Here is a 20290-nt window from a genome sequence, read left to right on the forward strand (position 1 = left end):
TCGCAAGTTTTGTCATGCAACAGCGCACCAGTGCCGCAGATCCACAACTTGGCTCATTTGGACTGCTCCTCAAGCAATGGCGCAGCCAACGAGGATTTAGCCAGCTTGACTTAGCAGTGATCAGTCAGGTATCTCAACGTCACATCAGTTTCCTCGAATCGGGACGTGCCAAACCCAGTCGAGAGATGGTGCTGCAATTGGCAACTGTTTTAGAAATTCCGCTGAGACAGCAAAATCTGATGTTAACCGCTGCTGGGTTTGCTCCGATTCACGCAGAAACGGATCTATCAGCTCCTGAAATGGCTTCAGTTCGTAAAGCGATCGATTTTATGGTGCGGCAACAAGAACCCTACCCCGCAATCGTGGTTGATCGCTACTGGAATTTGCTCTTAACCAACGATGCGGCGACTCGATTGCTCACACTGTTCATTGACCGAGAGCAACTACAGACGCACTTTTACCAAAATGGCAACCTCAATTTCATGCGAGTCCTGTTTCATCCTCTGGGTTTGCGTCCGTTTGTGGTGAACTGGGAAGACTTTGCAGGACATTTGCTGCAACGATTGCACCGAGAAGCGACCGCAGAAGGAGAAAAGGAACAATTGGCGATACTACTAAACGAGTTAATGAGTTACCCAGGAGTTTCAGAGATTCGCTATCCTTTCGATCTCACTACCCAAAACACCATGCTACTCACGGTGCATTTCAAGCGAGCAGATCTGGAGTTACAGTTTTTCTGCACCGTTGCCACCTTAGGCACACCCTATGACATCACATTGCAAGAACTACGGATTGAGTGTCTATTTCCCGCCGATGAAGCCACTGAACAGAACTGGATTCGTTTAATCTCACACAATTAATCATCCTTGAAGGAACTATCTAATCAATGAAATCGATATTAGCTGATTGTCTGCAAGCCATGCCTAAAGTAGAGATTCACGTTCACTTGGTGGGCGCGATCGCTGCTGAAATTGTTTATCAAATGGCACAAAAAAATCAAGTAGAAATCCCTGTGACTTCACTGGAGGAATGGAAGTCATTCTATCAGTTCCGTGATTTAGCTCATTTTGTCGAGGTTTATACCATTGCCAGTCGCTGCATCCAAACACCTGAAGACTATGTACTGATCGTTGAGCAATTTCTCAAGCATCAATCAGAGCAAAACATTAAGTACAGTGAAGTTCATTTTAGCACAACATTACATGTGAACAAATTCTCAGATGATGAGTTATTTCATGCGTTAGAAACAGGTGCAGTGCAGGGAGAAACAAATTACGGTAGCCGTGTCCGTTTCATTGCAACTATTTCTCGCCATCAGCCGGATTTGCAGAATCGAGCTTTGGAATGTGCTTTACTGGGTCAAGAGAGAGGCATCATTGTTGGTCTGGGTCTTGCAGGACTAGAGACAGGGCATCCACCAGAAGGTTTTACCGAAACCTTTGCAGAGGCAAAGCGGCAGGGGTTACGAGTCGTTGCTCATGGGGGTGAAACAGAGGGTGCAAACAGCATTTGGGGCGCATTGAAGAATTTACAGGTTGAACGAATTGGTCACGGAGTTCGATGTTTGGAGGATAATGCCTTAGTTGAAGAACTCCGAATTTCACAAACACCGCTTGAAGTTTCGCCTCAAAGCAACTACTGCCTTGGTGTTGTGCCGCGAGCGCAACCGCATCCAATTCGTCAAATGGTCGATGCTGGACTTTATTGCACCCTTAACTCTGATGATCCACCCATGTTCAACACCAACTTGGTGAATGAGTACTCGACTCTAGCAACTCAAGGTTTTTCCTGGGAGGAACTCTGGCAGTTGAATCTCAACACTCTGGAAGCCACGTTTTTGCGTGAGGCAGAAAAAGCAGCATATCGGATTCAATGGCAAGGTTTCTTGGAGACACTGGGTGAGGAATAAGCTTCTTACCCATTCCCCTCAAATATCTCTACCATTGCCATATCCTCGTATTTGAGCATATCGCAATGGTAGAGATATTTGCCCCGGTAAGGAGCAAAGCGAAGGATCGCACGCACCACTTCTCGTGGGTTCACAAGAAATGTGCCCTTTTAACCAAAATCAGTACGAGCAGGTCTTTGGTAATTGCGGGAAAGTACTTGAAAGTGCGCTAGGTGCAGATGGAAAGGATGCGGAATGTCGGTAAGTACCTCCTAAATTTCAGTTGAATTAAGTTTTGGACAAAACTCAACACGGTTGGGGTCAAACTCTTTGCCTGTGTTAGCCTACATTTCAACAAGTTAACAGAGTGCAGGCATTATGAAACTTGCAGATTTGCCCCAGCAGGTGCTTAATGATTTATGTCAGGAGCAGCAGTGGCGATTGGATATTGACCCGGGGTTTGACAGCAAACACGAATTTTGGATGGCATGGCACCATTTCCTCCAGTTACCGGAAGAGCCAAACTTTCCTCAGTGCGAGGAAAGTTTGGCAGATTTCTTGACGCTTGAGGGCTACAACTTGCTGCTACCCGTGCCGCGATCGCATCACAGCAGCATTGATATGATTCGATTGATTCCAAGTGCAGATCAGCAGACACTCACCGTGTTTCTTCAAGATTCCTACCATCGGGATTGGTTTACCCAACCCACGGATGCCCGTTATGGTTTTTTGGCGATCGCGGATCGGTATCAAAAATTTGGCTGTGACTTCTATCTTGCCAGCTACTATCATTTTTCCTACCTGGTGGGCAAAGATTACGAGAAGGCTGTCCAGATATTGGCTCAAAAGTTAGCCGCTAGTCAGTAATAGAAACTGCCTATCCGTCGATTATTGGGCCAGCACCCAAATCTGTCGGGTATCATAAAACTCGCCTCGTCGCTCAATGGTGAAGCCTAATAATAAAATAATAGGGTTAGCCACAGTTGCACCAGCGGCATTTTAACGGATTGTTGGAGTTGAATCAGCGGGTAGTGTTCTAGACGTGTGGATGAGGGCTAAGTACAGGACAAAAGCTTGCAAAGTTTGAGTAGGAGAGGGTTTCATGAGAATTACCACATTCGTCCATAAAACCCTCATGAATCAGGTTACTCTACTTCGAGATGCTTTGCGTCCCCATTTAGCTTGGCATGGAGCAAGATTAAGCTTTGTCGCTGCGTTCCTCATTGCCCTGTTGCGAGTGAAAACCGTGAACTTCGCCGAGTTGGCAACAGGGTTTAGTGGCAAGGCTCAAACCGACTCCCATTACAAACGCTTGCAACGATTCTTCCGCTCCTACGAACTCAATTACACCGAGATTGCTCAAACTGTTGTTGCGCTCATGGACATTCCAGAGCCATGGACTTTGTCGTTAGACCGAACTGAATGGCAATTCGGTGATTGCGTCTTCAACATTCTGATGTTGGGTGTAGTGCATGAGGGGGTTGCTTTTCCCCTGGTCTGGTGTCTGCTCGATAAGCGAGGTAATTCCAATAGTACTGAACGTATGAGCTTGTTCAACCAGTTTCTAGAACGATTCGGGGATCGAGACATTGCCTGTTTAACGGCTGACCGGGAGTTCGTCGGTAAAGCCTGGTTCGGGTATCTGCTGAGTAATCCTCTGACTCCCTTTCGGATTCGCATTCGAGAGAATCATAAACTCAGTAATGGTCGAATTTGTCTCAAAGTCGCGATTGCGTTTGCTGATTTAGCGGTGGGACAAAGCAAGATTTTGCGTCACAAACGACGCTTATGGGGGCACTGGGTCTACATTGCGGCTTTGCGATTAGAGGACAACTCACTATTAGTCGTTGCAACCCAAAGTTCCCCTAAATCTGCCATCACCGATTACGCCAAATGCTGGTCAATTGAAACATTATTCGGCATTTTCAAAACCCGTGGGTTCCGCCTAGAATCAACTCATCTGATAGATGGGGAGCGATTGAGCAAGCTCTTGGCATTACTCTCATTAGCCCTGTGCTGGATAATCCTCACCGGAGAATGGCTTCATGAGGTTAAGCCATTGACGATCAAAAAGCATGGGCGCAGAGCCAAGAGTATTTTCCGTTATGGCTTTGACCATCTCCGCCACATTGTTCTCAACTTGGAGCAGAAAATGAATGATTTTCGGGATGTTCTACAATTTTTGTCCTGTACTTAGGGTACGAACTAACGCTTCCCCCAAATGTCCTGCACTGCCTGTCACCAAGATCTTCATCCCCATACCGATCCGTTATCGTAGATTCACTCCACCATCGTAATATGGAGTATCTTTTAGTTCACTTCTTGCTGGCTTGCCGCTATTACCTCCGGCGATAAGTTGCGGTCATGAAGTGTTGCCACTGCCCGTCATCCATGCATGCAGGTAGTTGCTGTTCGCCAGAAGATGTAAGTGCTGGCTCACTCAATCCCCAAGTACTTAAAGGCTGTTTGTAAAATCGCATCAGCAGATTCTGGGTAAATGTGTCCCTGCCCCAATGCCTAAGAAAGAGGTAGGGGCATCGCTTCGATATTCTTCCAACAGTTGCCTCAACTCTGACGATAATGAAACCGATCTCGTCCCCTGCTTCCCCTTTGTCGTTGCTCACCGAAAGGTGATCTGACCATGCACCGCCCATCTGCCTAAATCAGCCGTGTGCAAAAAACACGGCTCATGGTCAGAGTAGCCATGTAGAGGCAAACGCTAAACAACCTCTCGTGCCCGACCGTCAATCCCACTTTATAGGAGCGCAACAACAAGGAGACGATCGCAGTCCTAGTTGTAATGTACTTTTTGGCACGGAAGTTATCTAAGCCAGAAGCTTGAAACCCTTTAATTGAGCAGGCTTCAGAGCAAAAAGATTCGCGCCATCAATTTGAAAATACTTAAGAGCATAAATTTCTGCTTGAAAATGGCTCACCGTCGCTAGCTAAGATTTAACGTCCTGTTAAGCCTCAAAGTCTCATGCAGCGGAAGTTTGAGCGACCAAAAATCCGCGCCGCGAATTTGAAAGCATTTAGAAGCTTAAGTTGCAGTATCTAAAGAATTTATTACTATGAAATAAAATACTCGCGCCACGAATTTGATAATGAGATCTAGTAAAAACTGACGGGTTTTGAGATGGCGAAAATAGTAAAACCCTTATCCTGAAGGGATTTCACGCTTTATGATGCCGCGCCACGAATTTGAAAGCCGCGCCATTTTTTGTGAAAACGGACATCTGGTATGCCCGTTAGGGCTATATATTGGGGGACTTCCGATCCCCATTTTTGCTCAGTTTCCCTCAAAATTGGCTACGGTGTACACACAAGTTGAAGATCCCCCCTAACCCCCCCTTAAATAGCTATCCATTACGCAGAAGTGGGTAGAAATGTGATGAGGACTGGCTTTGGAGGGTTGGGTATGGGAATCTAGGGAATAAGCAAGCTTGAACGATAGGGTCAGGGAGATGCGAGATTGGGTGCGCTAGGAAATTAAAAGCGATCCATTTGATGATTTTCGGCATGGGCAACGATTGCGGGAAACGGTACGGCGGTTAGCCCAGCATCCGAGCGAGAGTGTGCCGAGTGCGAGCAGCAGTGCGGCAGAGAGTCAAAGCATCTAGCGGTTTTGGGCAACTAGGCGAGTGCAGCCGAAGCAGATATTAGCGAGTCAACGAGCGAGTGTGCTGGAACGAGCAAAGCAACAGGCAGTAGTGCTGGCAATCCAGGATACGACGGATTTGAACTTCAGTGGGCTGAAGCAAACGAGTGGGTTAGGAGGATTCTTAGCCCGTGCTGGCGATGGGGAACCCGGAGTGAAAACCCTTTGGCGGGGACTGGGCAAGTTGCACCACTTACTCGAAGGAGCGCAACTTGCGTCCAGAACCTAGTCTCTCTCTACAATCCACCGACTTCTGCGTAATGGATAGCACTAATGAGAGCGGCAATAAAGGATCCTGTAATTTTCCTGTAATTTGTTGTAGCCACAGGAATCAACCCTACCCTTCGTAAGGGGGCTAGGAGGGATCAATCAGAATTTGCGATCTACTGAGGCTGCCCTTTTCCCCTCTCCCCAGGTTCCATCGTTTCTGATTCTCTACTCTTTCACGACCTTATTGATAAACGACGCGAACACGATTAGGTTGTCTTGATAATGACGCGTTCGGTAGTCAAACCGGCCAGCGCAGGTAATTAACCGCAATGTCGGTTCAGGCGTTTTTCCGTAAACGGCATCGGTAGGGAACGCATCTTTAGAAACCTGCTGGATCTGCTCCACCTTAAATCTCACGGCCTGCTCAGTTGGATCCATCAGTTGAATTTCATCACCGGGTTGCAGCTCGCGCAGACGATAAAACGCGGCTGGACCGGACGTTGAGTCAAAATGGCCCACAACTACGGCAGCTCCCGGCTCCCCAGGACGTGCTCCCCCCATCCACCACCCCGCTCTAGCAAAATCCTCTGGAACCTGAAGAGTGCCGTCTGCATTCAGGCCAAGCTGGATGACATGCGTATTGACCTCGATGGCAGGAATATGAATCCAGGTGGGGTCAATACCTGAAAAGTCAGGAGTTGCCTCTGCTGCCTCAACTGTCTGAGATGCCACGAGTTCACTGCTATCAACTGGCGTGACTGCTGGAGAGGCCACCACCGGAGAGGCGGCAACCGCCGGAGAAGGCACTGGAGAAGCCACTGGAGAAACAGAATTTGCCACGGGCCGATTCCGATTCAACGCACCCGTGGCTATTCTCTCAACCATTCCCACTGTGGTACCTAGCATCATTCCAGACAGGAACGATAAATATAGCAGAAGCCATATAGGCACTTGGTGCCTATGCTGTAGCTTATACTCCAGCTTATGCCGTAATAGTTGCGACAGGCCCACCATTACTTATGCTTTGGATCTGCTTACTTACGCGAACGATACGCTGCAACACCAACCCCGGTCAAAACTAATCCACCTACCGTAGCGGCAATCGGCAGCGTTGTTCCCATGCCAGCTTCGTAAGCGCCGCCTGCACCCGCAGCAACTCCACCATTCGGCACACCGTTATCATCCTCATCACCATTATCTACTTGAGCCAGAGCAGGGCCGATCGCTGTAAAACTAATTAGTGCAGCAGGCGCTAATAATAAAAAACCGGCCATAATCGCTGTGCCAATCGAACGCTTTGTCGGCAGTACGAGCTTCATAACAACCTCCTTCGGTTGTACAAGTTCAATGGATTGAATTAAGTAGAGTTGGTTAACTAAATCGTATCCAACTTGACATACTTATATCACAGCATATAGACCGCTCATGAACATTCGATGAGAGAAAGATGAGTTTTCTTTCATGCAGTAATTTTGTAATATTGATCTCCCCTGATTAAAAGAACCTAAATAGAAACGGTTGAAGATTTGGTGGGAGCAGCATTGATAATTGGTAATACCAATTCTTTGTGAAGTTTCACAGTATTTTGACCCCTCCCAGCCTCCCCTTACTAATCTCCTTACTAAGGGGAGGTCCGTAGGGGGCGGTGGGGTGAATTTTGTGCAGCTTCACATCAAGTTGGTATAACGCATCAGGCATCACCAAGAGTTCCTCTATCCTCGAGTTCTAGAATTAGGAGGATGAGCAATTGCCCACCCTCCGTTTGTTAATTTTGTTAATTTTTAGTAGCCTGCTGAATAGTGGGTAGCCGAATGGCAAATACCAGTATCACCACAGGAAACTAAGCCGGAACTACGCGAAGGCGAAACTATTGGAGCCAATATCAATCACATTAATGCTATTCAAGACAGCTATGTTTTGCCCCATTGCACTGATCACGGCACCCATTTCGCCTTGGGTAAAGCTAAGGTCATCAATGCTGCTGACGCCAGATACACCCGCTAGCCCGATCACATCAACACCGACTTCAAAATCAATAACGATGTTAGAGGTTTCAGGTAGTTCACCATTGGCGATCCAAAACTGATCGACTCCTGCGCCTCCAACCATCGTTGTCTCACCTGTTCCCAGTGCATACATCGCGTCATCACCAACGCCACCCAGCAACGTGTCATCTGCACCACCGAACAGAATATCATCTCCCTCAGCTCCATAGAGCCGATTGTTGCCTGCTCCAGTCGATACTAAGGTATCATTGCCTGCGCCACCGAATAGAACTGCGTTGCCAGTGGCGAGTAGCGTATCATCGCCGCTCGTTGCCTTTTCACCTTCACCCGATGCTGTCACACCGGCCCGCATGGTTTCCGCCAGGTGTACCAAATCCACATGATCTGGAATGCCTGGAACTTCAACGCCATAGTTCTCGAAACCTGCGCCGATATAACCAGTCAGCACTTCGGAACCTGCACCCTGATAAAACACTGGCACGGGACGATTCGAGTGGTTGCCCCACTCATACTTATCTTCGGGATTAGAACCGAAGTAGTGGCCGGCTAGATTCGGGTCGAATGCTAAGGTGAGCGCTTCAGCACCATATTGACGGTACAACGCTGGGAAATTGTCATTGAGGGTCAAGTAATGATCATGATCTGCGGTAACAATCAACAGATTCTCTTCCCAGCCACCGTTTGCTTCAATCCAGTCAATCGTGTACTCAACGGCATCATCCAGATCAAACACTGTACCGAGCAAATTTTCCATGTTGTTGTCATGGAGCACCCAGTCCATGTCGCCCTGCTCGACCATCAGGAAGAATCCATCTTCATCTTTGCTGAGGAAATCGAGTGAGGCTTGGGTCATCTCCAAGAAGGAGGGGTTTTCGTTCAGCTCTCGCTGAATAAATTCATCTACGGTTTCACCTTCGGCTAGAGGGCGAATAGTATCGGGGAGTTCCCCGGCTCGTTGAGACGAGCGATGGGAGAAGGTATCCAGCCCAGTATTACTGTAGTCACTGTTAGCCGTCCGGAGTGGTAAATTACCGTTTTGTCCCCGTGCTCCATAGAGTCCAAACAGGCGATCGCCGTCTTCTGGGTTCAATTCTGTGGCGGTTTGCAATAATGTTTCACCGGCATCGGGTCCGCGCTCCAGAAATGTATATCCGTATCGGTTACCCGTGGGATTATCAACTAGATGGCGATAAGTAGACTCAGCAATAAACTGATAGGTAAACTCACCGCTTGTATCTGTTTCGTTGTTTAGATCCAATGGATGTCCACCACCCAGAATTAAATCTGGTTGAGTTTGCAACAACATCTGTTGCAGAATGGTGTCATTTTCTGGATAGTCGTCATCGTAATCATTTCGATTATTGACATGTGCCGCAGGTGCCGCAGGAGTTGCGTGGCTGATGGGTACAGTCGAAACTACACCTACTGCTTTACCTTCTGCCTGTGCCGTTTCCAAAACGGTTTCGATGGGTTGTTCATATAGGTCAACCCCTAAACCACCGTTGAAGGTTTTCACCCCCGAAAACAGTGCTGTACCCGCTGCGGAAGAATCAACATAGTTTTGCTCAATGTAGTCTGGGTTGGTGCCAGGTGTCCAGGGGTTAGGGCCGCCCTGAACAGGGTCATAGCCAACTAGATTACCACCTGCCGGATTTCCTTCTGCATTAAAGCTGGGATTGAAGGCAAAGCCTGTACGTACAGGAGCCTCTCCGGTGCCACGATCGTCAGGAATTCCTTCTAATGCCGAATTGTCGGTATCACCTGCCACGATCGCAGAGTAGGTTGTAGCATTGGTATAATTTTCTAGCTCTTGAAAGCTTAACCCTGCGCCTTTGCCTGAGGTATAAAAGTCACCCAGGGTCATTCCATTGTGCCCTGCATCGATTTGCTTGGCGATCGCGGCAGCACGAGCCATTTCTCAGCCCATTCCATCGCCAACAAAGATGATGACGTTCTTAGCCATGAATGCTATCTCCAATTCAGTTTTAGTTAAGAAAATCCATCAGGTTCAAGATCAAGCAAAACAATCTGTTCGTCCCAGAGTTGCTATTAGCGTGTCTAGCAAAGTCGAATTTCTCACTCGTTATTCTTTTTAAAGCGTTTAGATTAAGGTTGACAGCCTTAAGAAATTAAGAAGCCATTATGGAACACATAAAAATGACTTAAATTTCAGCGTAGAACTACTGTGCAAAGACAAGCATAAAATAATCATTCAGAGGAAAGAATGGTGTCCAGAAGATGAAGGAAATTGAAACGAAGTTTGTTGTCATTTTTCCGTCACTTTTCTCTGGTACTATGACACATCTCCTTCTACAGCTATGTCTGCAAGCAGGGACGCAATTGTGATTCACTTAATATGGTTCACTCAATAAAAGATCGTGCAAAGCAAACAAAATTGTGCGGTGATGGCAAATCAGGGCTTCTAGGGATTTCAGGAGTAATGATGGGCTTAGCAATGCCTGCCGAAGGTACTAAGTAGGTCAATCGAGTGAAACGGTAGATAGAGTGCGGCCATCTTGCCCGCGCCAGCGAGACGCTTGCACTACGGATCTGCAAATTAATGATGTTGAGCTACTTAACTTTGCCCAGGTTTCTCAACGGCTGACCTATTCGCCGGAACTAAATGCCTTGATGCTTGCCAGTTTCTCATTTTTATTCAAAAGCTAAAGGTGGTGCGAACAGTGCCAACGTAGATGGGAGTATTGCTGGCATCATTTTCTGGATTTAGGATCACAAACACACCAGGGGTAACGGCAATATTGTCGTTCAGTTGCAAGCGATAAAACACTTCTAAGTGTAAAGCCGCATCTGATTCTCGATCGCCATACTGATTGTGCGTTACTCGTGGCGGGTGACCGGCAATTACACCCAACAAATTTCCATCTCCAGCCAAATCGGGAAAACCGAGCAGCACGGCCCAGGTGAGGATATCTGCTTGGGGATTGTCATCTAAATCTTTAGCGGTCGCTTGAATCCACCCGACTCGTCCGCCCAGCGTGAAATGGTCACCAATATCCACAGAGGCTTCTGCACCCAGGGAATTAGCAATAATAGCATCAGAATTATCTTCAAACGGATCTCTAGCTAGGGCACTGCCTGTGCCTGTATCTAAACCGTTGAACGATCGCACGTAGGTTAAACTGAAGCGAGCCGAATCTACAGGCTCCAGCGTGACTTGAGCCACTGCCGCGTAGGGACTTTGGGAAAAGCCAACTTCTGGGTCGGTGGCTCCACTGGCAACATACCCCAACTCTAATCTAAGGTCATCCGTGAGTTCATAGGTCAATCCAATCCCAGGAACTCCGCCTTGGCGTCGGATCGGGTTCTCACGCCCAAAGGTGGAAATGGCTCCATCGCCACTACCGCTAAACAGAGGATTAACAGTACTGACATAATCTCCCAAGCCGCCGCCCACCAAACTAACGACAACAAGTGCTCGATCGCCCAGTTCCGTTTCGTAATCTAATCGATCCAATTCAACTAGACTACCTGTGCTGCCGTCGAATCCTAGGTTTGCCATCTGAGTTCCGGTGGCGGCTTCAAATTCTGGAATATTACGAGCTTGCAGACGCATACGCAACTGATCGTCGCCGCTAAAGCTGGTTGTCAATTCCAGCCGCACCCGGTTGCCCAACACAACATTGCGCTCAACAGACTCATCACTCCCGTCTGCTTTACGCTCGCCGCCTGCTCCGGTCAAGGCAAAAATCACTTCGCCATTCAGTCGGGTGGTTGTAGAAAATGATTGGGCTTCTAGGGCGGCAGTTCGCATTTCTAGCTCATCCGCTCGAGATCGGATGGTCGCAAGTTCGGCAGCAAAATCCGTTTGCAAGCGGCTGAGGGTGGTCAGATCTTCGCTAGAGACTGTATTCGCTGTTGATGCTGAAATTTGCTCATTCATGCGGTCGAGACAAGCCGACAGCGCTGCGGCAAATTCGTAGCGGCTCAACGATTGCTCACCGCGGAAGGTGCCATCTGGATAGCCTACGATGCAGTCATATCGCTCTGTGAGGGATTGCAAGGCTTGAAACGCCCAATCGCCTGGATTGACATCAGCGAGTTGGGACGCCGAGGGAATATTGTCTAATGGTTCGGGTTGGGGCAGCGAGGCAGTGCTAGGTAGTGTCCATAAAGCAATTGCTGCGATTGCCAAACTAGAGCTAAGAAACTGAATCATTCTGAATCAATAACGAGCGGTTAGCAGTTATGCACGAATCAGGTGAATAAGAAACTGAATTTTAACCAAGATGTTGTCAAATCAATTCAGCTATTATGCTGGCATCACGATTGACTGGCTGAATCGTTGCTCGCAATGCTCTAGGATCATTTCCGTAAAGGGTCGGCGATCCGGAAATTGCATGCTCAGGTAGATATGACGAACTAAGATGAGAGTTGTGTAAACATCGATTGAGTGACGAGTTTCCTCTCCGCTTAGCTGAACAAATTCTTCAGTCAATCTGGTCTGTTGAGCCGCGAGGGCATTCGGATCGCCCAGGAGGCGGAGTCCTTGCTCAATCAAATGACCATTGAAATTGCCAATATCTAGACCTGGATCGCCACCTGCAAATAGATCAAAGTCTAGTAGATAGAGCCGCGAGCCATTCACTAAGACTTGATCAGGATAAAAATCACGATGAATGCCACAGAAAAGGGGCGACGAAATCGTGCATGCCAAACGTTCGCATGCAGTTAGAATTCGCTCTAATCGGGTTTGCCACTGAGGGTGCTGTTGAGTGACTCTGGCAAGCCGATCGTGCAGAATCGTCAGTTCCTCTTTTATACCGTGACAGCGATGGGGCAAAATCCAGGCTTGATGCAGTTTATGAGCGGCGGCGGCAATACGCTGAGAGAGTTCTAGCCCCTCATGCTTGGGTAATAGCGTGGTAGCTGGAACACCAGATACTTTGCACTGAAGCCACATATGCCACTCTGGAATCTGCCCGACTGGTTCTGGGACAGAAATGCCATCGGGACTATCCCTGTGAAAGCTATAATCCCACAGGATTTTTTGCAGCCGATAACTCGCCTGGTTGAGGCGCTTTGCTCGCACCTTGCCAATCCAGGTCATCGACCGAATTCGGCCTGACTGCTCCACAATTACGTCATATTCAATCAAGCATCGGCGGTTTAGTTTATGGCGAACAACGCGAATCGCCTGTAGCTGTAAGTATTGAATGCGACGAGAGTTATAGAAGACCTGAGCCTGAAATTTGCTTTGAACTTGCTGTGGATCAAGGGCTGCTGCTAAAAAGGCAAAGGCGGGATCAGCGAGGATGTTGAATGGGTCTGTAATCGGAATAGACATGACACTAGAACATGACACTAGAAAGTTCTAAGCTGGGTAACTCGAACAGAGCCGATCGGATGGAACTTGGGCTAGACGTTGCTCAATGCGATCTAAAATGGCGCTGATTTTAGCTAACCAATCTGGTTCACAATAGCGGAATGGTTCAGATGCCAAGCGAAATAAGCCAACCGCAACATAAAGCTGAATCCAATCGTTTGAAATAGAGTCACCAGCGACAGTCCGATATCCGGCAATTAGAGTTGCGGCTAGTTGTTCACATTGGTAGGTAGACAGCCTGCCGCACAGCTCGGCTTGCTCTAATTTAGCGATGAATGAGCCTAAATCTGTGGCTGGATCGCCGCGTCCAGCCCGGTCAAAATCGATTACGCTAATGCCTTCAGAACTCAGTAAAACCTGTTCTGCATTAAAGTCACCATGAATCGGCAGACGCAGAGGAGGCGCATTCAGCAGCACGGTGGCTAGCCGCACGGCAATTGTTTGAATGCGATGTTTTTGCTGCGGACAGAGCCAGGTTAAATCAGCAGCTAGGGTCAATAGAGTTGTGGCTTCATCACTGCGCGTCAACGTCCTCAGGTGTTTAGGATCTTGTTGATGGAGTTGCGCCAGCGCACTGCCGGTTTGGGTCATCTCCCAGGTTAGGTTTGGTAGGATGATTTGCTCAGCCAATGACCGGCCCGCAATCCAGGGAAGGCACAATCAACGATCGTTTCCCAAACGAGAGCAATTCACAGGTCGTGTTGTAGCCTCCCATTGACACCACACAGTCTGCTTGGCTCAAGAGTTGCGTTGGTTCTTCTAAATAGTCCAAAACCCGTAATCGGGAATGAGCAGCAGCCCGATCATGAAGTTGCTGCCGTTGTTTCAACGACATAAACGGTCCGGTTAAAATCACCCCATTGGTGTCAGGCGGTAATGCCGCTTGCGCAAACATCTGAGCTAAATTGGCACCGTCCTGGCCACCTCCCACCAAACAGAGGGCCAGCTTACCGGGCGGTAGATGCAAACTGACTAAAATGTCTTCGGTAGATGCCAAATATTGCAAACGCTGACGCTGATCGAAATAGCCAGCATAGCGAATCTTGGCTGCCACCTCTGGCGATAATCGATATTCTTGAACTAGATCAAACACATTCGGATCGCCATACACCCAAACTGCATCATAGTACTGGGCAATCGCTTCCTCATTGCGAGCACGCAGCCATTCTCGTTGTACAACTCGGGGTTCATCTAACACATCCCGCAATCCTAATACACAGCGCGTTTGTCCTTGTGCCCTCAGGTATTCCAGCGTTGGATTGAGTTCTCGCACTGCACCGCGCGGCACATTATCTACAAGAAATAGATCGGGGGTAAAGGTTTTCATTGCCGCCTGAATTACCTGCGATCGAATCGCAATCAGCTCTTGCAGCGGCATATCTAGACGGCGGGGCTGATACTGTCCATTGATCTCTTTGCGCAATGCTGGCAAAGACAGGTAATCAATATTGGCAGGTAAATCAACACTATGTCCCTCTTCCATGCCGCTGATTAGCAAAATCGAAGCTTGCGGGAGCACCCGAACCAAGGTTTGAGCAATCAACAAATTACGTCGCTTGTGGCCCAACCCCATCGTGTCGTGGGAATAGAGAGCAATGCGAATAGAACTGATTTGATTGGAGAGTTGCGACTGCAACCGTTGCCTGGTGTTAATCGATCCTCTATTGGCTTCTTCCGGTTGATGGGGAAGCCCCTCGCTGCACCGGATGGTTCTGTTGCTTTTAACGAGCAGTTTCATCACTTTCACACATCCTTATCGAGGTAAGACCACTTGTATGGCAACGGGTATTCTGCACCCTTTGGGCTAAAAACCTAGAGTGACTATCAACCCTAAATTGTTTCGAGTACCGTCAATAAAACTTCGAGTACCGTCAATAAAGATTAACGATAGGTAAAATCTAAGTTAAATAAACAATAGCTAAATGTATGCCCTAGATCATGGGTTTTTCATGAGAAATGATGAGAGTATTCTCATGTTTACTAAACGCTCGTCTGAATTAGCCCATGCCAAATTAGCGCTGCATCAAAGCAACGTCTTAATATAGAACTACAATATAGAACTACTGCCTAAGCTCTGCAAAACCTGAGCAATATTAGGATGCGTTGTATACCTCTATACTTTACGGCGCTTGTGAAATGAAAACATCCTACTTACGTCAGAAAAACGAGCGGTGATCCTATTCAAACTTGCAGCCGGTAACCGAGGCCTCGCACAGTTTTGATCGATCCTCGTCCCAATTTTTTTCTTAAGTAGCCAATATAGACATCGACAATATTAGAACTGGGATCGTAATCGTAACCCCAGACTTGGTCTAGCAATTCTTCCCGGGTCCAAACTTGTCCAGGTTGGCGTGCCAGTATTTCTAATAGAGTAAATTCGCGAGTCGATAGCTCGATTCGGTATCCCTTAAACTGAGCACTGCGCTGCTTCAGATCGAGAACTAAATCTCCTGTTTTTAAAACTGTCTCTTCTGGGGACTGTAACGGCCGCTGATATCGCAATTGCACTCGAATCCGAGCAATCAATTCCTCTAATGAAAAGGGCTTGGTCAAATAATCATTGGCTCCCGCTTCCAAGGCTTTCACCTTATCTTGGACATCTTGAATCACAGTCAGCACAATAATTGGCAGCATCTCCCCGCGCCTGCGCAACTCCTCAATCACCTGAATGCCATGCTTTTCTGGCAACCCTAAGTCAAGAATTAGGAGTTCAAAATCTTCTGTCCGAGCCATGTAGGTGGCCTTAACGCCATCATCAGCTACGGTAGTTGTAAAACCATGCGCTTGTAACCCTTTCTGCAAAAAAGCAGCAATTTGTGGTTCATCTTCTGCAATCAGAATTCGCTTCATCGGATCATCATATCCTGCGGTGGATCAAGGGGCAGAATGATGCTGAATCGCGAGCCTTTGCCTAGCTCACTAGCAACGGTCACCTGTCCCCCGTGGGCTTCTGCGATCGCTTTCACAATCGATAGACCTAAACCCGCTCCTTTTGATTTACGACGGCTATTGGCAGCACGAGCAAAGCGTTGCATAATTCGTGCTTGATCGGCGGGATCAATCCCTATACCTGTATCCTCTACCCAAAAACATACTGTATCTCCAGTCAATTGGGAACCGAGTGTAATGACATCGTTTGCAGCCGTGTGTTCCACTGCATTTTGCACCAGATTCATTACGGCTTGCGTTAAGCGCTGTCGATCGGCCACAATGCGGAGCGATACCTGAGAAGCAAACTGCCAATTGCGTGAAGCCAATGCTGTTGCCTTAGTAAATAATTCTTGGGTTAGTTTGCTAACCTCTAGCAGTTCTCAATTCAAGAAATCCGGTCGTTCGGCTCGGGCAAGCAGCAGCAAATCATCTACCAAGCGGCTCATTCGATTGAGCTCATCATCCATTAAATCGAGCGCCTCGTAGCGTTCTCCTAGCGATTGGCGCAGCATTTCTAGATTGCCGCGAATCACGGTGATGGGGGTTTGAAACTCATGGCTGGCATCGTTAATAAACTCCCGTTGACTAGAAAAGGAGGCTTGCAGGCGATCAAGCATTTGATTAAAGGTTGCAGCCAACTCTGCAATCTCATCCGCACCTCTGATCGGGATTCGTCGATCAAAAGATTGATCAAAATCTTTAATTGAGCGAGCCGTTTCTGTAAGCAATTCTAATGGTGAGAGGACTTTACCAATCGCAATCCAGGCCAGAATTAGCGCTAGCAACAGTACGCTAATAATCACTTGAGCAGCTACCAACACCGCTTGATCAATTTCTCTTTTTAAGTTACTGAGAGAATGCGCGACAACAAACACGCCAAAATTATTGTTTAGTGTTTGAATCGGTTGAGCTAGATAAATGATGGTCTCTCGTTCCGTGGATGTTTGCCCTTGAATCGGGGATTCAGTTTGAGCTAGCGATCGCAATAGGCTAATATTGCTACTCAAGGCATCGGGTAAAGCAATTGGACTAGTTTGATACACGTCCCCATTCAGTAGCGTAATTAAAAATTCATCATCATCCGGCACGCTACGAGATAAAAACACATCAAAAATGGCTGCAACATCATTGCCAAAGGGTTCCCCTGTCGCGGGGTTGCGTCCATTTGCTAATTTTTGAATTTCCTCAACCTCTTGTTCTAGTGAGCGCTGGACCCGATTCAGCAACTGGGCAAACAAAATTTGCCGGATTGCAAAGATTGCAACAACCGTTGAAAGGGCAATCAGAACCACCAACCAAACTAAAATCCGTGCCCGTGCACCGAGAAAAAATTTGCGCCATCTCATGGCTACTACCTTACCCGAAGAGCCTGAAGCACTCAATCGCCTCACGGAATCTCTCAGAGAATATACGTCACTGGGTAATCAGGATGCTTGGGATTCGGAATCAGCCTTTGGTTTTTGCAGTCCACCAACAGATCCAGCTTTTCTAGCACCACCTGACCGATCAATACCTCATCACCGGCCACCAATGCATCTTCGATCGTACGTCTGCCTTCCCATTCGACCTGAATGGCTCCTGTTACATCTACCATCGCTTCGCGGCCATCGGCAAAGGTTGCAGGCTGCTGCCCTACAATGCGGAGGCCAAGCTGCTGCACAATCGCCTTTGGCAGAACCAAATAGACCGATCCTGTATCGACCAGCGCATCAACTTCACAGGTTCGCAGCAACCGAGGGGCCAACAGTCCTCGCGCTACCAGCTCTTCGTCTACAGCATTGGTTAACTTAATGTTTGTCCGAACGGCGCCCATTGCGTTTGTAGCCATCTCAGTCTCCGAGTTTAGAATTCCCCAGGCCTAACCTGCCTGACCTCAGCGGCGACGAGCTTGCAGCTTGCGGTACACGTCGCGCAGGTCTACCTTGTGATGTGCTAACGCCACCATCGTGTGATAAAGCAAATCGGCAACTTCGCCAGCAATCGCGTCCTTGTCATCGTCCTTGAACGCCATTACCACCTCTGCCGACTCTTCGCCGATTTTTTTCAGAATTTTGTTGTCGCCACCCTCGAATAACTTGCAGGTGTAGGAGTCTGGGTTGGGATGATCGCGGCGGTCGCAAATTACCTCAAACACTTGAGACAGTGTATCGGCTGGGGGAGCCTTGATCGACCCCTCGATTTGGTGGAAGCAGCTTCGTTCGCCGGTGTGGCAGGCAATGTCGCCAATTTGCTCGACGGTGACTAGAATTGCGTCGCTGTCGCAGTCATAGCGAATGGATTTGACCTGCTGCAAATGCCCCGAAGTTGCACCCTTATGCCAAAATTCTTGCCGCGAGCGGCTCCAGAACCAGGTTTCACCGGTCTCCAGGGTTTTCTGGAGTGATTCCTGATTCATCCAGGCCATCATCAGCACCGTCCCATCCAAGTAGTCCTGAACAATGGCAGGCACCAAGCCCTGTTCGTTGTAGCGGATTTGCTCGACTGGAACGGCAGACTGGAAGGTTACAGCAGGAGTAGACATAGTTTTCAACGGGTTTTAACGTCTTGCAACAGCAGGTATTCCCATTATCAATGAAGGCACGACCGAGATAATCAATCGCTTCACTGGATCAGAGGGTCGATTAGGGCACTGCCGATTTAGGATAAGTAGAAGTGAGTCAATCAAGTCATCAATCGCTGTGACTTTGGATCGATAGTCGGTTGAAGCGTATAAGAGGAGAGAATTTTGGTTACTACGCCCCTTAAGACTACAAAATCAGAAGAAATCTTTGCAGCCGCTCAAAAGCTGATGCCCGGTGGGGTTAGCTCTCCGGTCCGGGCCTTCAAATCCGTGGGTGGGCAGCCGATTGTGTTTGACCATGTCAAGGGTGCCTATATCTGGGATGTGGACGGCAATCAGTATATTGATTACGTCGGCACCTGGGGACCGGCCATCTGCGGCCATGCCCATCCAGAGGTGTTGGCAGCTCTGCGGGACGCACTCGAAAAGGGCACTAGCTTTGGCGCGCCCTGCTATCTGGAGAACGTGCTGGCGGAAATGGTAATCGACGCTGTTCCCAGCATTGAAATGGTGCGGTTTGTCAACTCTGGTACTGAAGCCTGTATGGGTGTGCTGCGGCTGATGCGAGCCTTTACCGGACGCGACAAACTGATCAAGTTTGAAGGCTGCTACCACGGCCATGCCGATATGTTTCTGGTAAAAGCTGGTTCCGGGGTGGCGACGCTGGGCTTACCTGATTCCCCTGGTGTGCCCAAATCCACCACAGCCAACACCCTGACCGCCCCCTACAACGATCTAGACGCCGTCAAGCAGTTGTTTGAAGAAAATCCGGACCAAATCGCGGGCGTGATCCTAGAACCCGTCGTTGGCAATGCCGGATTCATTCCACCCGATGCTGGTTTTCTAGAAGGACTGCGCCTTTTGACCCAAGAGCATGGTGCGCTGCTAGTATTCGACGAAGTGATGACCGGCTTCCGGATTGCCTACGGCGGCGCGCAAGAGAAATTTGGCATCACGCCAGATCTGACTACCTTGGGCAAGATTATCGGCGGCGGTTTGCCGGTCGGCGCTTACGGCGGACGCAAGGAGATTATGCAGCTCGTGGCTCCAGCCGGTCCAATGTATCAGGCGGGCACGCTTTCCGGGAATCCCCTCGCCATGACGGCTGGGATCAAAACCCTAGAGCTATTGCAGCGTCCGGGCACCTATGAGCAGCTCGACCGGATTACCAAAAAACTGTCGGATGGCCTGCTGCAAATCGCTCAAGAAACCGGCCACGCCGCCTGCGGTGGACAAATCAGCGGCATGTTTGGTTTCTTCTTTACCGAAGGCCCGGTTCACAACTACGAAGACGCCAAAAAATCCGACACCGCCAAGTTCGGACGCTTCCATCGCGGCATGCTAGAGCACGGCATCTATCTTGCCCCCTCCCAGTTTGAGGCTGGCTTTACCTCCCTCGCCCACACCGACGAGGACATTGACCGCACCCTAGAAGCCGCTAGAGCCGTAATGGCAAGCCTTTAAGCTTAAAGGCTAAACAACAATGAAAACAATGTGAACGATGTCCTCTCTCAGGTGAGGACATTTTTTGTTTTGAGGATTCTCAGATTTGGATCTTTTTGGATCTTTAAAGTAGTATCGGCTCACTTGTACTAATTTTGGGCTGTACTTTTTGGGCTGTACTCGTGAGTTCAGATCCATCAAGCACCGCGTCGGTCACTTGGCTGATCAGTCCCTTGGCTAATGAAGATAT

18 protein-coding genes and 2 pseudogenes are annotated in these 20290 nt (G+C 48.5%); 7 read left to right on the forward strand and 13 right to left on the reverse strand.

Features of this window, described 5'->3' with window-relative positions; all coding sequences use genetic code 11:
- Positions 1-14: 14 nt before the first annotated feature.
- Together HJG54_RS25410 and add are read left to right on the forward strand one after the other, a co-directional pair.
- Entirely contained in the window at positions 15-860 is an 846-nt protein-coding gene (locus HJG54_RS25410) for a helix-turn-helix domain-containing protein (protein WP_316432018.1), read from the forward strand.
- A gap of 26 nt (positions 861-886) precedes the next feature.
- Complete coding sequence (add, locus tag HJG54_RS25415; RefSeq protein ID WP_316432019.1) at positions 887-1909, forward strand: adenosine deaminase; 1023 nt, start codon at positions 887-889, stop codon at positions 1907-1909.
- 5 nt (positions 1910-1914) lie between these two features.
- Here add and HJG54_RS35565 read toward each other — a convergent pair.
- A pseudogene (locus HJG54_RS35565) lies at positions 1915-2145 on the reverse strand (multicopper oxidase domain-containing protein).
- A 121-nt stretch (positions 2146-2266) separates the two neighbouring features.
- Here HJG54_RS35565 and HJG54_RS25420 point away from each other — a divergent pair.
- The 4 genes and pseudogenes from HJG54_RS25420 to HJG54_RS35575 all read left to right on the forward strand — a co-directional run.
- The gene (locus HJG54_RS25420) at positions 2267-2755 is read left to right on the forward strand and encodes a hypothetical protein (protein WP_316432020.1); all 489 of its coding nucleotides are present in this window, start codon (positions 2267-2269) and stop codon (positions 2753-2755) included.
- Between the two features lie 268 nt (positions 2756-3023).
- A complete protein-coding gene (locus tag HJG54_RS25425) occupies positions 3024-4085 on the forward strand; it encodes an IS4 family transposase (RefSeq protein WP_316435668.1) in 1062 nt (353 codons plus the stop codon).
- A gap of 1291 nt (positions 4086-5376) precedes the next feature.
- Positions 5377-5508 carry a transposase DNA-binding-containing protein gene (locus tag HJG54_RS35570; protein ID WP_420717400.1) on the forward strand — a complete coding sequence of 44 codons (132 nt, stop codon included), beginning with the start codon at positions 5377-5379 and terminating at the stop codon, positions 5506-5508.
- A 144-nt stretch (positions 5509-5652) separates the two neighbouring features.
- Positions 5653-5775 (forward strand): annotated as a pseudogene (locus HJG54_RS35575) (IS4 family transposase); the annotation flags it as partial.
- A gap of 206 nt (positions 5776-5981) precedes the next feature.
- On the opposite strand, the gene HJG54_RS25435 reads toward HJG54_RS35575, so the two are convergent.
- The 12 genes from HJG54_RS25435 to hisIE all read right to left on the reverse strand — a co-directional run bounded on the left by HJG54_RS25435 (position 5982) and on the right by hisIE (position 18558).
- Positions 5982-6596, reverse strand: a complete 615-nt coding sequence (locus tag HJG54_RS25435) for a class F sortase (RefSeq protein WP_316432022.1) — start codon at positions 6594-6596, stop codon at positions 5982-5984.
- Positions 6597-6790: 194 nt separating this feature from the next.
- On the reverse strand, positions 6791-7075 hold the full coding sequence (locus HJG54_RS25440; RefSeq protein ID WP_316432023.1) for a hypothetical protein: 285 nt from the start codon (positions 7073-7075) through the stop codon (positions 6791-6793).
- Between the two features lie 532 nt (positions 7076-7607).
- Entirely contained in the window at positions 7608-9677 is a 2070-nt protein-coding gene (locus HJG54_RS25445; RefSeq protein ID WP_316432024.1) for an alkaline phosphatase, read from the reverse strand.
- Between the two features lie 741 nt (positions 9678-10418).
- Complete coding sequence (locus tag HJG54_RS25450; RefSeq protein WP_316432025.1) at positions 10419-11939, reverse strand: iron uptake porin; 1521 nt, start codon at positions 11937-11939, stop codon at positions 10419-10421.
- Between the two features lie 93 nt (positions 11940-12032).
- A complete protein-coding gene (locus HJG54_RS25455) occupies positions 12033-13067 on the reverse strand; it encodes an aminoglycoside phosphotransferase family protein (protein WP_316432026.1) in 1035 nt (344 codons plus the stop codon).
- A 27-nt stretch (positions 13068-13094) separates the two neighbouring features.
- The gene (locus HJG54_RS25460; RefSeq protein ID WP_316432027.1) at positions 13095-13736 is read right to left on the reverse strand and encodes an aminoglycoside phosphotransferase family protein; all 642 of its coding nucleotides are present in this window, start codon (positions 13734-13736) and stop codon (positions 13095-13097) included.
- Positions 13729-14844, reverse strand: coding sequence for a glycosyltransferase (locus HJG54_RS25465; protein WP_316432028.1), 1116 nt, complete (start codon positions 14842-14844; stop codon positions 13729-13731). Before HJG54_RS25465 ends, HJG54_RS25460 begins: the two co-directional genes overlap by 8 nt.
- A gap of 443 nt (positions 14845-15287) precedes the next feature.
- Positions 15288-15956, reverse strand: a complete 669-nt coding sequence (locus tag HJG54_RS25470; RefSeq protein ID WP_316432030.1) for a response regulator transcription factor — start codon at positions 15954-15956, stop codon at positions 15288-15290.
- Positions 15953-16363 carry an ATP-binding protein gene (locus HJG54_RS25475; protein WP_316432032.1) on the reverse strand — a complete coding sequence of 137 codons (411 nt, stop codon included), beginning with the start codon at positions 16361-16363 and terminating at the stop codon, positions 15953-15955. Before HJG54_RS25475 ends, HJG54_RS25470 begins: the two co-directional genes overlap by 4 nt.
- A 54-nt stretch (positions 16364-16417) precedes the next feature.
- Positions 16418-17383, reverse strand: coding sequence for a HAMP domain-containing sensor histidine kinase (locus HJG54_RS25480; RefSeq protein WP_316432034.1), 966 nt, complete (start codon positions 17381-17383; stop codon positions 16418-16420).
- Positions 17384-17436: 53 nt separating this feature from the next.
- Positions 17437-17865, reverse strand: a complete 429-nt coding sequence (locus HJG54_RS25485) for a clan AA aspartic protease (RefSeq protein WP_316432037.1) — start codon at positions 17863-17865, stop codon at positions 17437-17439.
- 45 nt (positions 17866-17910) lie between these two features.
- Positions 17911-18558 (reverse strand): bifunctional phosphoribosyl-AMP cyclohydrolase/phosphoribosyl-ATP diphosphatase HisIE, encoded by a 648-nt coding sequence (gene hisIE, locus HJG54_RS25490; RefSeq protein WP_316432038.1) that lies wholly within the window; start codon positions 18556-18558, stop codon positions 17911-17913.
- Positions 18559-18762: 204 nt separating this feature from the next.
- On the opposite strand from hisIE, the gene hemL reads away from it, so the two are divergent.
- Complete coding sequence (gene hemL, locus HJG54_RS25495; protein WP_035999119.1) at positions 18763-20061, forward strand: glutamate-1-semialdehyde 2,1-aminomutase; 1299 nt, start codon at positions 18763-18765, stop codon at positions 20059-20061.
- Positions 20062-20290: the final 229 nt, after the last annotated feature.

It is taken from the genome of Leptolyngbya sp. NK1-12 (genome assembly GCF_032598965.1).
In the GTDB taxonomy this organism is placed as follows: domain Bacteria; phylum Cyanobacteriota; class Cyanobacteriia; order Elainellales; family Elainellaceae; genus Elainella.

Excerpts from the sequence above, each read along its gene's own strand:
- HJG54_RS25410 (WP_316432018.1), top strand. The coding sequence starts at position 15 with ATGCAACAGCGCACCAGTGCCGCAGATCCACAACTTGGCTCATTTGGA.
- add (WP_316432019.1), top strand. The coding sequence starts at position 887 with ATGAAATCGATATTAGCTGATTGTCTGCAAGCCATGCCTAAAGTAGAG.
- HJG54_RS25420 (WP_316432020.1), top strand. The coding sequence starts at position 2,267 with ATGAAACTTGCAGATTTGCCCCAGCAGGTGCTTAATGATTTATGTCAG.
- HJG54_RS25425 (WP_316435668.1), top strand. The coding sequence starts at position 3,024 with ATGAATCAGGTTACTCTACTTCGAGATGCTTTGCGTCCCCATTTAGCT.
- HJG54_RS25440 (WP_316432023.1), bottom strand. The coding sequence starts at position 7,075 with ATGAAGCTCGTACTGCCGACAAAGCGTTCGATTGGCACAGCGATTATG.
- HJG54_RS25445 (WP_316432024.1), bottom strand. The coding sequence starts at position 9,677 with ATGGCTCGTGCTGCCGCGATCGCCAAGCAAATCGATGCAGGGCACAAT.
- HJG54_RS25450 (WP_316432025.1), bottom strand. The coding sequence starts at position 11,939 with ATGATTCAGTTTCTTAGCTCTAGTTTGGCAATCGCAGCAATTGCTTTA.
- HJG54_RS25455 (WP_316432026.1), bottom strand. The coding sequence starts at position 13,067 with ATGTCTATTCCGATTACAGACCCATTCAACATCCTCGCTGATCCCGCC.
- HJG54_RS25465 (WP_316432028.1), bottom strand. The coding sequence starts at position 14,844 with ATGAAACTGCTCGTTAAAAGCAACAGAACCATCCGGTGCAGCGAGGGG.
- HJG54_RS25470 (WP_316432030.1), bottom strand. The coding sequence starts at position 15,956 with ATGAAGCGAATTCTGATTGCAGAAGATGAACCACAAATTGCTGCTTTT.
- HJG54_RS25480 (WP_316432034.1), bottom strand. The coding sequence starts at position 17,383 with ATGAGATGGCGCAAATTTTTTCTCGGTGCACGGGCACGGATTTTAGTT.
- HJG54_RS25485 (WP_316432037.1), bottom strand. The coding sequence starts at position 17,865 with ATGGCTACAAACGCAATGGGCGCCGTTCGGACAAACATTAAGTTAACC.
- hisIE (WP_316432038.1), bottom strand. The coding sequence starts at position 18,558 with ATGTCTACTCCTGCTGTAACCTTCCAGTCTGCCGTTCCAGTCGAGCAA.